Raw genomic sequence first — 14,129 nt, forward strand, 5'->3', positions numbered from 1 at the left:
GATGAAGACGCAGAACCCCTGGCTGCCGGTCGTGCTGTGGATCCTGATCAGCCTCGCGACGCTTTTCCCGATCTACTGGCTGTTCGTCATATCGGTGAAACAGCCCTTCGACCTGTTCTCGACGCCCGACGTCGTTCTCCGCAGCTTCTTCTGGAAGAACTACCAGGATGTGCTGACCAATCCGACCTTGCGCCGATACATGCTCAACTCGATGATCATTTCGTCGGGCAATGCGCTGCTCGTCACGACGCTCGGCTTTTTTGCCTGCTACGCGCTGACGCGCTTCGACCTCGCCGGCAAGGAAAGCATCTTCTTCTGGACGATCACCAACCGCATGGCGCCTCCGGCGGTCTTCCTGCTGCCGCTTTTCCTGCTGCTGACGCAGGTCTACAAAATCGGCGACTTCTCGCTCGCCGATTCCCGGCTGGGCATGATCCTTGTCTACTGTTCCTTCAACCTTCCTTTCGCCATCTGGACGCTACGCCCGACCGTCGAAGGAATTCCGAAGGAGTTGGACGAAGCCGCCTATATGGATGGCGCAAGCCCATGGACCGTCCTCTATGACATCATCTTTCCCCTGGCACGGCCAGGGCTTGCGGTGACGCTGATCCTGACCTGGGTATTTGCGTGGAACGAATATCTGCTGGCCGCGACGCTCACCAACTTCAATGCGCGGACCCTGACCACCGGCCTGTCGGAATATGTGACGACCACGGGCACGGCCTGGGGGATCATGGCCGCGATTTCGATGCTGACATTGGTTCCGGCGCTCATCGTCTTTTCGGTGGTGCAGCGCCACATCGTGGCCGGCCTGACTTTCGGTGCGGTGAAAGGGTGAAGCCATGATCTCTCCATCAGAAAACAACCCACGCAAGCCGGGATTTCTGCCGATCGAAACGAACTGGTTCGACCGGCTCTTCATCTCGGTGGTGATCTGGGTCGCGCTCTCGCTGTTCTGGATGCGGTTCATCGAGCCGTACGGGCTTTCCGTATGGTGCGCGGCGGCAATCTCGGCGGTTTTCGGCACCTATATCGTCTGGAAGGGATGAGCCGATGGCTTCCGTCAACACACAAGCCGCGCTGTTTTAGGGAGGAACGACATTGGCAAATGTACAGGTTAGCGACGTCACCAAGAGATATGGCGCGCTTCAGGTGATGCATGGCGTCAGCGTCGACATCGACGACGGCGAATTCGTCGTGCTGGTCGGTCCCTCCGGATGCGGCAAATCCACCCTGCTGCGGATGATTGCCGGTCTCGAGACCGTCAGCGGCGGGGACATTCGGATCGGCGGCCGTGTCGTCACCAACGCTCCGCCGAAGGAGCGCGACATCGCGATGGTCTTCCAGAGCTACGCGCTCTACCCCCATAAGACGGTGGCCGAGAACATGGGCTTTCCGCTGAAGATGGCCCGGCGCCCCAAGGCGGAGATCGACGAAAAGGTCGGCAGAGCGGCCGAGATCCTCGACCTGACGCGCTATCTCGACCGCTATCCGAAGCAATTGTCGGGCGGGCAGCGTCAACGCGTGGCGATGGGCCGCGCCATCGTCCGCGATCCGCAGGTCTTCCTGTTCGACGAGCCGCTGTCCAATCTGGACGCCAAACTTCGCGTCACCATGCGTGTCGAAATCAAGGAGCTTCACCAGCGGCTGAAGACCACCACCGTCTACGTCACCCACGATCAGATCGAGGCGATGACGATGGCGAGCAAGATCGTGGTGATGCGCGACGGCAGGGTCGAGCAGATCGGCAAGCCGCTCGATCTTTACGACTTCCCGGTTAACCTCTTCGTCGCCGGCTTCATCGGCAGCCCATCGATGAACTTCCTTCAGGGTCGCGTTGCGCCACGCGACGGCAGGAAAGTCGTCGTCACCGACCAGGGCGTCGCCCTTCCCATTGAAAACACCAATGCGGATGACGGACGGGCCGTCACCTACGGCATCCGGCCGGAGCACATCACGATCGGCGAGGACGGCGTTCCTGTGGAGGTATCGGTGTTCGAGCCCACCGGCTCCGAGACATTGATCTTCGGCCGCACGGGAGGCGTGCCGATCGACGCGCTGATCCGCGAGCGCATCGAGGTGGCGCCCGGACGGACGATGTACTTCCACATCGATCCCCGGCGTGCGCATATCTTCGATCGCGAAACGGGCCAGAGACTGTAAGGGGAGGCGACCATGGATTTTAATGGAAAGACGGTCATCGTGACCGGCGCCGGCAAAGGCATCGGACGCGAAATTGCGCGCATGCTCGTCGAACGGGGTGCGCAGGTCGTCGCTCTGACCCGCAGTGCCGCCGACGTCGACGCGCTGCGAGTGGAACCGGGCTGCCGCGCCATCCAGGTCGATCTCGCCGACGCCGAGGCGACGAGGAAGGCGGCGATCGCCGCTTTGCCCGCGGATTTCCTCGTCAACTGCGCCGGCACCACCGAATTGCAGCCGTTCCTGGATACGACAGTCGAAGCGTTCGATCGTCTTGTCGCGGTCAACACCCGTGCGCCGATGATCGTGGCGCAGGAATATGCCCGTTTCCTGATCAAGGAGGGCCGCAAGGGCGCCATCGTCAACGTCTCGTCGGTCGCCTCCTTCATCGGCATCCCCGACCACGCTGCCTATTGTGCCTCGAAGGGTGGATTGGACGGTTTGACGCGGGTCATGGCAAAGGAGCTTGGGCCGCACAGCATCCGCGCAAACGGCGTCCACCCGACGGTGACGCTGACGCCAATGGCGGTGAAGGCATGGAGCGATCCCGAAAAGGCGGCCGGGATGAAACAGCGCATTCCGGTCGGCCGGTTCGCCGAGCCGGAAGATATCGCCGAGGTCGTGCTTTTCCTGCTCTCCGATCAGGCGGCGATGGTGAACGGGATATCGATGCCGGTGGACGGCGGTTATATGATTGCGTGAGGCCGGCAGCGCTGCGTCTTTTCCGGATCTACTGCACCAACCGGCGCAACTGATCCTGATCGACGAAATGATCCGTCACCCCGGCCTCTTTGTCAGGATGACTGAACACAAGACCGTCGGAATCCTCAAGCTCCAGTGCTTGCTCGGTATTCATAATCCCCAGCGGGTGGCGCTCGTACTCGGACTCGAGCGCCGCCTCGACGATGGCTTTTTTCTTGCGCATGTCCATGTCCTCCATTCCTTTAGGAGTAACGGACGGCCGGACTCGCGGTTCCGACCTGGGTTTCAAGATATGAAGACCAGCTGAAACGAACACCCGAGGGCTGACACGCCGCGCGGCCGCCAGCGCAACCGTCTGATCCGTTTTGCGAAGTTTATCCGAATCGCGCAGGCAACTTCGGCGGCGCTTCGACGTCGGCATCCTTTGTTAACTTCTCGCCACGCCTTAATGGCTCCAGTCCTTCGAGCAATGTCTCGATGCGCTGAGCTTCGGCGCCGCTGCCGAACTCGTCACGCCACGAATGAATTGTGGCGCTTTCCCCGATGCCCATAAATGCACGACGTCCTGATGCTGCTCTCGAGGGGCAGCCGGACGGGCTTGCTTCCAACGACTGAGGTAAATGCATGATCTCGAGCAGCCTGCTGGTTATTGGCATGCGAGCGGTCGACGCAATCGGGTTGTCGATCATCCAGGCCGGAGCGCTGAAATGAGCGGCACCGGCATGAGCACATTGTTGAAAATCGTCTTCAGACCGAAGGTGAGCCGGAAAACACGTCATACCCTTGCGTCGCGGGCTTTACGGCTGGCGGCGCTGCGTATCGCTCTGGTCTGCGCCTGCGCCGGCGGCGTATCCTATTTCATCAATCATTCGGCGCTTGAGCAGTCGGTGCGGTCGCAGCTCTCGCTTTCGACCGAACAGGCCTTGCAGCGCGAGTCTCTACCATTCCGTGAAGTGACGGATCTTCAGAAGAATTTCCTCGCCGAATTCAACAGGATCTACGCGATACCGGAAGCCCGGCAATCATTGGCCCGGGATTTCGACGATATCTTCTATCGCCATGAGGATGGATCCTATACCCAGCGTCCGGGATTGTTCGAAGGCGAACCCTTGCCCGATGGGCGCAGATTTCCCGACATGTCGGCGACCTACGCGCCTGACGTGACGCCTGAGGAGGACGTGAAGACGCGGTTTGCGCTGTCGTACCTGCTCTCTTACCAATTCGGTTCTGCCGCCAAGGGCCGCCTCTTCAATTTCTACGGCGTGGTTCCGGAAAAAGGCTTCCCGATCTATCAGGCTGCCGACATCGCCAAGGTTTTCACATATGAAGGGCCGGATGCGCTGAAGCTCGAAACCTTCGAATTTTTCTCCCGCGGCTTCGGCGGGCCTCAAAGCGATACTTTCTTTACGCGCATCTATTGGGACCCATCCAACAATGCCTGGATGACAACGATCGCGACGCCCGATGCGCCTGACGCTTCGGGCAAACATCGCATCATGGCCTGTGTCGACGTGCTGCTCGACGATCTGATGAAACGAACCGCCAATCCGACGCTGCCGGGCGCGCGGGCGACGATCTTTACGGCCGATGCCGAGGGGACCCTGATCTTCGACGGCAAATATAGCGATGCGATTACGGCCAGCGCCGGCACCGCCTCGATTTCCTCACTGGCGCTCACCGACTACCAGCCCTTGCTAAAGGCAAGCCAGTCGATCGGAGCGGGTTCGGTATCGCTCATCGACAGCACAAGCGAAATTACCGCCGTCGGCCGCATCCCGGATACGCCCTGGGTGCTTGCCGTCCACTATCCGAAATCTCTGATGCGGCCCGCCATCCTCACCAATCTCGGGATCGTCATCGCCGTTGGCCTGCTCACTCTGTTCGTCGAACTCTTCATCCTCCGTTCGATCCTGCAAAAGCAGGTCGCCGAACCGCTGGTGAGATTGATCCACGCGACGCAGTTGGTCGGCCGTTCCGGCGTTACCGTTGCCAACGACGCCCTGCCCACACACTCCGACGACGAGATCGGCGAGCTTGCCCGCGATTTTGCGTCGATGGCCGCGCGCGTTCACGCCGCCCATGAAGCGCTTGAGGGAAAGATCCGGGATCGAACGTCCGAGCTGGAGCGGCTCAATCAGAAGCTCCTTACGATCAGCCAGACGGACGAGATGACGGGCGTCGCCAACCGCCGTCGCTTCGACGAGGTTCTCGCAAGCGAGCTCGCCGGGCTTGGGCAAGGTCGGGACCTGCTGATGCTTGCCATGGTGGATGCCGATTGGTTCAAGGGCTACAACGACCGATACGGCCATCCGGCGGGAGACGCCTGCCTGAAGGAAATCGCCGGGGTGCTGGAACGCAATACGCGAAGCAAACAGGATCTGGTCGCCCGTTATGGCGGCGAGGAGTTCGCCATCATTGCGCGGATCGCCTCAGCCGGCAACGCGCCCGTCATCGGACAGGCTCTCTGTTCGGCGATGGCGACCGTCAAGCTGGCGCATGAGGGATCGCCTTTCGGGCATGTGACGCTCAGCGTCGGCATTGCGCTGGCGGCGCCGGATCAGAACATCTCTCCGGAAGCGCTATTGCTCGAAGCCGATCGCGCGCTTTATCGCGCCAAGCAGGCAGGGCGAAATCAAGCCGTCGTTGCCGAGCCTTCTGCTGACACGCAGATACAGCAAATAGGCGCCTAGCTCGGGGAGGCGTCAGGGCCGCCGGCGGCTCTTTGAATCAGGCGGGCAACCACTTCAGTGCGGTTCTGCGCCTGCAGCTTGCGCATGATGTGTTGCAGATGCATCTTCACCGTATGCCCCGACAAATTGAGTTTTCCGGCAATGACCTTGTTTGAACAGCCGGATTGCAACTCCGCGAGGACATCCGCCTCCCGGGGCGTGAAGTCGGCAAGCGCCAGGTACTGTGTCCTATCATCCAAGCTCTTTTCGGCCTCATTTCTGGCCGGACTATGCTCGTTTGAGCCGTTTGCGGCAGCTCCCAAAAGCTGTGGGAAAAATGTTCCTCCTGCCAGAACGAGACGAAGACCGGCAAGGGCAATGTCGATGGGAAGTGACGTCGAGAAAAAGCCGCGGATGCCGATCTTGAGCGCCTGGCGAGCTATGATGGCGTCATCCGTACCTGAGAGCAACGTGATAGGAACCTCGGGAAAACGTGCAGCAATCGCGGCGAGATCATCACGCAGGCTGGCGCTCTCGACATCTCTGCCAGCCAGATCCAATGCGATCAAACGCACCTCGGCTCCGAGCGCTCGATCGAGACTCTCGGTCGAGCTCAAATCGATAAAGTTCCACCCGGCGAGTTCACGCTCAAGAAGCTTCACCACGGTCGTGCGCGCCAGTGTAGAATGCTCAATAATGATCACAGTTGGTGCATTGCGCCGGCGCTTTATTCCAGCACTGTCGGACACTTGCGTGCTCCCCAGAATATGTGCAACCCAACAGTTATTCATCCTATTCCAGTTCTCGCGACATGTCATGATAAAAAGCGAGTGTATTCTCGTTATCAATAGTCGAATCTCTCATGATAATTCTTATAGTCTATAAGATTTCATCGATAGATAACTGTTATCACAGAACACGGCAAAAAGATTGTTCATCATGAGCTGTCTGTTCGACTTGTTACCGAAGACTTTCCAGTCTTCGCCGAATTCACGTACGGCAAGCAGGTCAACAAAACTTCCAAAAGCACTGAAAATGCAACCGATCCGCTAGAGACCTATTCAGCAAAGAGCTGTTGGATATACCGAGCCGCCGATCGGCTCGGCTTTATCACCCGATCTCAATTCAAAGCAGTCGCAGACCTCGACAGCAAAACGACAAATGCGAAAGGCAACAAAAGCCTGAGATCGCCTATTACCCGTTATGATTACTGAAAACTGCGCTCTAATGACGCATTAATACCAGCCGGCATCGTTTCTCCTGGCAGCACCGCGCGGGCGCCGACAATGCCGATAAGGTCATGGCGGAAGGGTCGGTAGTTCTGTCGAAACCCGGGCGGAGGAAGCGATCAACATATGGCTTTGAAAAACGGCGCCAAGAACAATCTCGTGCAGTTGAGCGGCGCAATACGAGCGGGGAGTCTATCCTTCTAAAGCGCGTCGCGATCTTTCAGATTCGCTCCTTGCGCTTTAGCTCTTTGTTTTTACGCATGCATGTCGTTGCGGCAAAAGCGCTTCGCGCTTTGGGAAAACCGCGGCACACTTTTGCGCGACATGCTCTAGCTATGCATGAAACTCAGAATGTCATCGACGAGCGCCGAATGGGCGTCGGTGAGGTTACCCTCTCCGCCGTGGCCTGCGATGCCGGCCAGCTGAAGCGCGTGCTGATCATAGAGAACATGATCGATCTGTTGAGCGTCCGCCGTTCCACCGGCGGGAACGGCAATATTGATGGGATGGAAATAGCCGACATTGACGTCGACCATGCTGCCGGTTGACGATCCGACGCCGCCACCGCCACCGGCATGATTGCCGGTAAAAATCGTGTCCGACGACAGGTTGAAGCCACCGCCATTGCCGCCGATGCCTGCGATCTGCACAGTGCCCTGATCGAAAATGACATTGTTTGTCTGATGGGCCTCCGCCGAGCCGCCTGCGGCGCCGATGGCGATGTTGATCGGCGAGAAGATGGCAATACTCACGTCGACCATGCTGCCGACGAAATATCCATCGCCGCCGTGGCCGGCATAAAAGTCGCCGGTCAATGTCAGTGCAGTTCCCCCGCTCATCGGCGAGCCGTGGCCCGCGACGTTATGGTCTCCGCCAGAGCCGCCCATGCCGCCGATCTGAGTTGCGCCCTGCAGGAACATTGCGTTGTTCGATTGTTCGGCGTGAGCCTCCGCGCCGGGGCCTGCAGCCACAGCGGTATTCACGGGGGCAAACAGCGCGACTTCGGTGCTGACGAGCCCGCCGTAAAAGACCCCGTTGCCCCCGGTGCCGGCATGACCGCCACCATCGCCGCTGCCGATGGCAACATTGCCGCTTCCGCCATTCCCGCCGATCCCAGCCATTTCGGTGGGATGCTGATTGATAAGCGCATCGTTGCCCTGGAAGGCGTCGGCACCCGAATGAGGTCCCGCAATAGCCGCATTGGACGGCATGAAGACGGCCAGCGCATTGCTGCTGATCACGCCTTCGCTTATCCCGTCACCTCCGCTGCCGGCTGAATTGTGACTTGGACCGGAAGCGACATCCAACGGAAGCCAGGTCGGCACCAGTGCCAGATGCCCCGCGGCCACATTGGAGGCGAGGTGTTGATCGGTGCCCGTCTTGGGCAGGTCTTCCAATAAGGGCCGAGTTTCCGCCATTGCCGTCTCCATTCGCGGCCGACCGCATGTCCACCGAGCATGCGGCGCTATGCAGCCTGAATTGTTCCGGCATTGTGCCTCTGAACGTGGGAAAAGCAGAGCCTGCAATTCGTCTACATCCTGTCGGCTAGTTCCATAGCCATTTGGCGGTCATCTCGGCAGCGCCGGTTTTGCGCGTTTGCGAGCGTTGGAACCTTTGGATGAGAGGCGCTGGCGTCGCTTCGACGAGGTCGCAGACATGATCATGACCATGCCGCCCTGCACCAAATCACCAAACATCGGCCCAAATAAATCTTCGGCATCTGCAAGTATACATCCGAAGGAATGTCTCCGAATATCTAGATAGGCCACAGATTAAATCGCGGGCAATATTCCCTGGCGGTTGTATTGGCTGCGGTGACATGCTGGACGCACGCCGCAGGGGGACGCCGTCAAACGAAATCAGACGCAACGAAGTAGAAGGAGTGACATCAATGCCTATTCCACAAATATCCGACACGATTCACCTCAATCACCCAGATGCAGGTGACGCCAATGCCGGCAACGGCGGTGATGGCCACAATGATGGAAACATCAACTACAACCCGGTTGCCTATATCTCGCCCGTGCAAACGGTCGACGGAGCATCCACCCATCTGCACAACGGCGATCACGTTTGGCAGACGGCAGATTGGGACGCCGGCGGCGGTGGAGCCGGTGGCTTGAGCCAGGCTCAGAATGGCTTCCTGGCATCGCTGACCAGCGGCGCCGGCGGCGCTGGAGGAAACGCCCACTCCAACGGCGATCAAAGCAATACGAGCGGCCATGACACGGCTTCGGTGGCTGCGGCGACGACCGCCACGCAATATACCCAGCTCGTAGCCGATCAGCATGCCACCATCCTCGCAGGCGTCGGCGGCAACGGCGGCAACGGGAATAACGCTCTGGGCGGCGACATCTCGTCAGCTCTGGTTCACACCAATCCCGACACGACGACGGTGAACAATTCCCTCGATCACTTCATAAACGCCTTCGGCCATATCGACGTCGACCATCTCGGCTCCTGACCTCAGGCCCTGAAGGTCGCCGGTTTCGGCCGGCGACCCTCCTCAATTGCCGAACCTGCAAGCAGCCTCCTTTTGTCAGTATCAAGTGCAGCAGCGAGATCTGATAATGACAACGATTTCCATAAAGCCATCGCGGCCGCCGACACAGCTCGTTGTTGCGCTTCGGGCTTGTGCCGGAGCCTTCGGGTTGGTCTTCCTTTATAGCTGCGGCTACAATCTCTTTCTTCTCGCGCCTTCCCTCTATCTTCTGCAGATCTATGACAGGGTCATGTCGAGCCGAAGTGTCGACACGCTCGTGATGCTGACGATCATCATCGCCGCCGCCGTGTTGGTCGGGTCCACACTGGATATCGTGCGCAGGGCAGCTCTTTCGCGCATCGGCAGCTGGCTGGACCACAGGCTCCGGCCCATGGTGCTCACCGCATCGTTCGAATATGCCGCCCGCGCCGATACGGGAGCCGCCACGGAGTGCTACAGGGACCTGGCCGCCTTGCGCCAGTTCCTCGATTCACCGGCCAGCTCGCTGTTTTTTGACGTTCCCTGGGCGCCGGTATTCCTGCTTCTGCTTTTTCTTGTTCACCCGCTGCTTGGGACTATCGGTCTTCTGTGCGCAGTTGCGCTGCTGCTGTTTGCGCTACTGACGGAACTGGCGACGCGAGAGCCGCTTGCCCAAGCCAATCTTGCCCTTTCGAGGAGCTATCTGCGATTTGCGACGGCGCTGAAAAACCTCGAGGTGATCCGGGCCATGGGCATGCAGGACGGCGCAGCGCTGATCGTCTACCGCGATGCGGAAATGGCAAGAAGGGCCCAGGACATCGCGATGCATCGCACGGAGATCATAATAGGTTGCTCCAAATCGATCCGCACACTGGCGCAGATCCTGATGATGGGATCGGCGACATGGCTGGTGCTCGCAAACAGCGGCAGTCCCGGGATCATCTTCGTCTCAAGCCTGCTGCTCGGGCGCGGGCTTGCCCCTATCGAGGGCGCAATAGGGGCATGGCGCTCTTTTGCCTTTGCGCGCAACGCCTTCAATCGCTTGAACAGAATGCTGATAACGGTCGCATCGGAACGCGATGACCGCATAGTGCCGCTGCCGGAACCCAATGGCCTCCTTCTCGACAATGTCAGCTATATCAAGCCATTCGCCGATCGGCCGATATTGAGTGATATCACATTGCGCCTGGCACCTGGCGATTGCATCGCGCTCATCGGTCCGTCGGGATCGGGAAAATCGACACTTGGTCGCGTCATGGCAGGCGTTGTGCCGGCAACGAGCGGATATGCGCTTCTCGGTGGGGTCGACATCTCGGCTCTGCGCCTTTGCGGGGGGGCCGGCCACGTCGGATACCTGCCGCAGGACATCGAACTCTTCGGCGGCGCAATCAAGGATGTGATCGGCCGGCTGGATGGAGCAGATCCCGGCAAAGCGATCGACGCCGCAAAGCTGGTTGGATTGCACGAGGCGATCATGCGGCTGCCGCAGGGCTACGAGACCGATATCGGCGAAGGTGGAAGCCTGCTCCTTCGGGCTCAGCGCCAGCAGCTCGGACTGGCACGGGCAGCCTATGGAAATCCGTCTCTGATCGTTCTCGACGATCCGAATTCGAGCCTGGATTACGACGGCGAACGCATGCTGTTTACCGCCATCGAGCGCATGAGATCCCGGGGGATGACCGTCGTTATCATCACGCACCGGATGGGGATCCTGCCGGTCACCAACAAGATCGCCATCATGCGCAACGGGACAGTGGCTGCCTTCGGCGACAGCGAGCGGATTTATGAAACTTATCTTCAACCACCGTCTCGAACAGGAACCTAGGGAGGAGGGACGCTGCCATGACCCTTGTTCCACTGGACGCCACACCGGCGAGATCTTCGAATTCGTCAAGGATGGGCGAGCTGTTCCCTCGACGCTCGACAGCCAGGCGGCAGACCGCCTATGCGCCGGTGATTGAACAGAAACAGCGCGGACCCGCCCCCCCTTCGCCCATGCCGGGACTCAGAAGCGTTGTCTGGACGGGGAACCTGCTGATCCTGGTTTTCATCGTCGGATTGGGAATCTGGTCGGTTCTGGCGCCGCTGAAAAGCGCTGCAATCGCATCGGGCGTTATCGAACCGGAGTTCAGCCGCAAGACCATCCAGCATCTGGAAGGCGGTATTGTGCGGCGGATCCTCGTCAGAAACGGCGATGCGGTGATGGCCGGGCAAATCGTGATAGAGCTCGAAGACACGAAGTTTCGCTCGGAGCGCGACAGCATTCAAGGGCAGCTTTGGGATGCCGAAGGAAGCCGCGCTCGGCTGTCTGCGGAGCAGACCGGCGGCGACCATGTCGCCTATCCCCAGGATCTCAGGGCAGCAATCGACAAATATCCTTCGGTCAGCGCGATTGTGATCGGGCAACAGAAAATCTTCGAAGCCCGTCGCCGGGTCGTGCAGGCGGAAATACAGATCGCCGATGAAAAAATCGCGCAGGTGCGGCAGGAAATCGTCGGACTTGGCGCGCAGAAGGCGGCACTGGCCGACAGAGCTGCCATCTCGAGCCAAGAACTGGAGCAGGTGACCGCCCTCAACGCCAAAGGACTGGAAACAAGGAGCAGGCTTCTCAACCTCCAGCGGGAAAAGGCAGACATCGATGGCCAGCAGGGTCAAATCGAGGCACAGATCTCTCGCGCCTACCAGGTGATCAGCGAGACGCAGGCCGATCTCGCAAAGCTCGAGAGCGACCGGCTGAGCGAAGTTGCCCAGGGCATGCGCGCTGCGGAAAGCCAGATCATGCAATTGCGCGAGCGCTTGCGGGCGATCGACGATCAGCTTTCGAGGACCGATATCCGGGCGCCCGAAGACGGCACGATCATGAACCTGCGCATCCACACATCAGGCGGGGTGATCGGCGCGGGCGAACCGCTCGTCGATCTTCTGCCACGCGCCGATCGCCTGATCGTGTCCGCCCATGTCAGACCGGAGGATATCAATCTCGTCCATGCGGGGCTGGAGGCACAGGTTCACCTCCTTCCCTACAATCAGCGGCGCGTTCCACTGCTGAAAGGCCGGGTCGAGTACGTATCAGCCGATCGCCTCACCGATACGCAGAGCGGCCAGCCCTATTTTGCCGCGACAATCCGCGTGACGGACGAGCGGCTGGCGAAAATGAAGGATGTCGAACTGGTGGCCGGCATGCCCGTACAGACATTGATCGAAACCGGCAAAAGCAGCGTCGCGCTCTATGCTGTCAGGCCACTGCTCGACAGTTTCAACAGAGCATTTCGTGAGGACTGAAGCGGTGATGGGCAAGAGAAAATTCGACGACGATCAGATTACGGGCATTCTGAAGGAGCACCAGGCCGGGGTGACGGTGGCAGATGTTTGCCACAGGTACGGCATCAGCGAGCCGACCTTCTATCGGTGGCAATCCCTGCAGCACGGAAATGTGGGCCTCCATGCCAGAAGGCTGAGAGCCCTGGAGGAGGAAAACCAGAAGCTGAAGAAGCTTTTGGCCGAATCCATGCTCTCGGCGGCAACGCTGAGCGAGATGCTGGCGAAAACATCGAAAGGGCGGAACTAACCTCAAAGGGGTTCGTTGGCCGCCTTCCGGCTTTGTATATCACGCGCGCGGCATCAATCCGTCGAAAACCAGTCCGACTGCACTTTGCCATTGTGCTCGCCAAGCCTCGGCGATTTGCGATGCGAGGTCAGCGCTGCCCCTGAGAAAATGATTGGCGTCCGGATGCCCGGTATCCCTTCATTCTCTACCATCATCTGCCGATGGGCGACCTGCGGGTCCGCGAAGACGTCTTCGACGGTGTTGATCGGCCCGGCGGGAACGCCCACGCGCGCCAGGTCGGCTAACAAATCCATCCGTCTGAAAAGCTTCGTCTGCGCTTCCATCACCGATGTCAGTTCCGCGCGATGACGCACCCTGTCGGCGTTCGTTTTGAAACGCAGGTCGGCCGCCACAGCCGATAGCCGGAGGATATCGCATAGGCGTGCGAACTGATTGTCGTTTCCGCAGGCAATAATGATACTGCCGTCGGATACCGGGAACAGCTGGTATGGCGCGATGTTGGGATGCGTATTGCCGAGTCTCGTCGGCGCCTTTCCCGAGGCCAGGAAATTCATCGCCTGGTTGGCCAGTACGGCGACCGTGCTGTCCAGCAGCGCCATATCGATATGCTGCCCCTCACCCGTACTGTTGCGGAGGATCAAAGCGGCCTGGATGGCGATGACCGAATAGAGGCCGGTGAAGATATCGCCGAACGCCACGCCGATTTTCTGCGGCTCCCGGTCCGGCTCACCGGTCAAATCCATGATGCCCGCCATGCCCTGGACGATGAAATCATAGCCTGCACGCCCGGCATAGGGGCCGGTTTGGCCAAAACCGGTAATCGAGCAATAGATCAGCTTCGGATTGATCGCTTTCAGACTCTCGAAATCGAGACCGAACTTCTTCAACCCGCCTACCTTGAAGTTCTCGATGACGACGTCCGCGTTCGCGATCAGCGCACGGAGCTTTTCGACGTCTTCCGCCGAGTTGAAATCCGCCGTGATGCTCAGTTTTCCACGATTGCAGCTATGGAAATAGGCTGCAGCCACATCATCCCCATCCGTGATGAAGGGAGGTCCCCAGCGGCGCGTATCGTCGCCCTCCGGGCTTTCCACCTTGATGACGGTCGCTCCCAAGTCGGCAAGTGTCTGTCCGGCCCACGGACCGGCCAGGATACGCGCCAATTCCACGACCCGCACGCCTTCAAGCGGAAATTGCATCGGTAACTCCTTCATCATTCCCAAGCCCGCGGACCAGCACCTGTCCTACATATTCGGATAGACCGGCCCCTCGCCGCCCTGCGGCGGCACCCAGTTGATGTT

The 14,129-nt window shown here is 59.5% G+C and carries 14 protein-coding genes; 9 read left to right on the top strand and 5 right to left on the bottom strand.

The window, feature by feature from the left end; genetic code table 11:
* Position 1 precedes the first annotated feature (1 nt).
* The 4 genes from AF337_RS17975 to AF337_RS17990 are packed head-to-tail and all read left to right on the top strand — an operon-like array spanning position 2 to position 2,901.
* Entirely contained in the window at positions 2 to 838 is an 837-nt protein-coding gene (locus AF337_RS17975; protein ID WP_049733144.1) for a carbohydrate ABC transporter permease, read from the top strand.
* Positions 839 to 842: 4 nt separating this feature from the next.
* Positions 843 to 1,049: a DUF2160 family membrane protein gene (locus tag AF337_RS17980; RefSeq protein WP_049733145.1), complete on the top strand. Its 207-nt coding sequence runs from the start codon at positions 843 to 845 to the stop codon at positions 1,047 to 1,049.
* 52 nt (positions 1,050 to 1,101) lie between these two features.
* Positions 1,102 to 2,163: an ABC transporter ATP-binding protein gene (locus tag AF337_RS17985; protein ID WP_049733146.1), complete on the top strand. Its 1,062-nt coding sequence runs from the start codon at positions 1,102 to 1,104 to the stop codon at positions 2,161 to 2,163.
* 12 nt (positions 2,164 to 2,175) lie between these two features.
* Positions 2,176 to 2,901 (top strand): SDR family oxidoreductase, encoded by a 726-nt coding sequence (locus AF337_RS17990; RefSeq protein WP_049733147.1) that lies wholly within the window; start codon positions 2,176 to 2,178, stop codon positions 2,899 to 2,901.
* 28 nt (positions 2,902 to 2,929) lie between these two features.
* On the opposite strand, the gene AF337_RS17995 is transcribed toward AF337_RS17990, so the two are convergent.
* Together AF337_RS17995 and AF337_RS42345 are read right to left on the bottom strand one after the other, a co-directional pair.
* Positions 2,930 to 3,130, bottom strand: coding sequence for a hypothetical protein (locus AF337_RS17995; RefSeq protein ID WP_190238016.1), 201 nt, complete (start codon positions 3,128 to 3,130; stop codon positions 2,930 to 2,932).
* Between the two features lie 145 nt (positions 3,131 to 3,275).
* Positions 3,276 to 3,590: a hypothetical protein gene (locus AF337_RS42345; protein WP_152971118.1), complete on the bottom strand. Its 315-nt coding sequence runs from the start codon at positions 3,588 to 3,590 to the stop codon at positions 3,276 to 3,278.
* A gap of 18 nt (positions 3,591 to 3,608) precedes the next feature.
* Between AF337_RS42345 and AF337_RS18000 the strand changes: the two genes are divergently transcribed.
* Positions 3,609 to 5,591, top strand: a complete 1,983-nt coding sequence (locus AF337_RS18000; protein WP_049733148.1) for a diguanylate cyclase — start codon at positions 3,609 to 3,611, stop codon at positions 5,589 to 5,591.
* On the opposite strand, the gene AF337_RS18005 is transcribed toward AF337_RS18000, so the two are convergent.
* The gene (locus AF337_RS18005; protein ID WP_049733149.1) at positions 5,588 to 6,361 is read right to left on the bottom strand and encodes a response regulator transcription factor; all 774 of its coding nucleotides are present in this window, start codon (positions 6,359 to 6,361) and stop codon (positions 5,588 to 5,590) included. The genes AF337_RS18000 and AF337_RS18005 overlap by 4 nt on opposite strands.
* A 767-nt stretch (positions 6,362 to 7,128) precedes the next feature.
* A complete protein-coding gene (locus AF337_RS18010; RefSeq protein ID WP_049733150.1) occupies positions 7,129 to 8,217 on the bottom strand; it encodes a hypothetical protein in 1,089 nt (362 codons plus the stop codon).
* Positions 8,218 to 8,690: 473 nt separating this feature from the next.
* On the opposite strand from AF337_RS18010, the gene AF337_RS18015 reads away from it, so the two are divergent.
* The 4 genes from AF337_RS18015 (at position 8,691) to AF337_RS18030 (ending at position 12,828) form a co-directional block, all read left to right on the top strand.
* The gene (locus tag AF337_RS18015) at positions 8,691 to 9,263 is read left to right on the top strand and encodes a hypothetical protein (RefSeq protein ID WP_049733151.1); all 573 of its coding nucleotides are present in this window, start codon (positions 8,691 to 8,693) and stop codon (positions 9,261 to 9,263) included.
* Between the two features lie 106 nt (positions 9,264 to 9,369).
* Positions 9,370 to 11,085 carry a type I secretion system permease/ATPase gene (locus AF337_RS18020; RefSeq protein ID WP_049733152.1) on the top strand — a complete coding sequence of 572 codons (1,716 nt, stop codon included), beginning with the start codon at positions 9,370 to 9,372 and terminating at the stop codon, positions 11,083 to 11,085.
* A 17-nt stretch (positions 11,086 to 11,102) separates the two neighbouring features.
* A complete protein-coding gene (locus tag AF337_RS18025) occupies positions 11,103 to 12,542 on the top strand; it encodes an HlyD family type I secretion periplasmic adaptor subunit (protein ID WP_049733153.1) in 1,440 nt (479 codons plus the stop codon).
* Between the two features lie 7 nt (positions 12,543 to 12,549).
* A complete protein-coding gene (locus tag AF337_RS18030; protein WP_049733154.1) occupies positions 12,550 to 12,828 on the top strand; it encodes a transposase in 279 nt (92 codons plus the stop codon).
* 53 nt (positions 12,829 to 12,881) lie between these two features.
* Here the strand turns inward: AF337_RS18030 and AF337_RS18035 are convergent, their stop codons facing one another.
* Positions 12,882 to 14,027: a CaiB/BaiF CoA transferase family protein gene (locus AF337_RS18035; protein ID WP_049733155.1), complete on the bottom strand. Its 1,146-nt coding sequence runs from the start codon at positions 14,025 to 14,027 to the stop codon at positions 12,882 to 12,884.
* Between the last annotated feature and the right edge of the window lie 102 nt (positions 14,028 to 14,129).

Source organism: Rhizobium ecuadorense (assembly GCF_001187535.1).
GTDB classification, from domain to species: domain Bacteria; phylum Pseudomonadota; class Alphaproteobacteria; order Rhizobiales; family Rhizobiaceae; genus Rhizobium; species Rhizobium ecuadorense.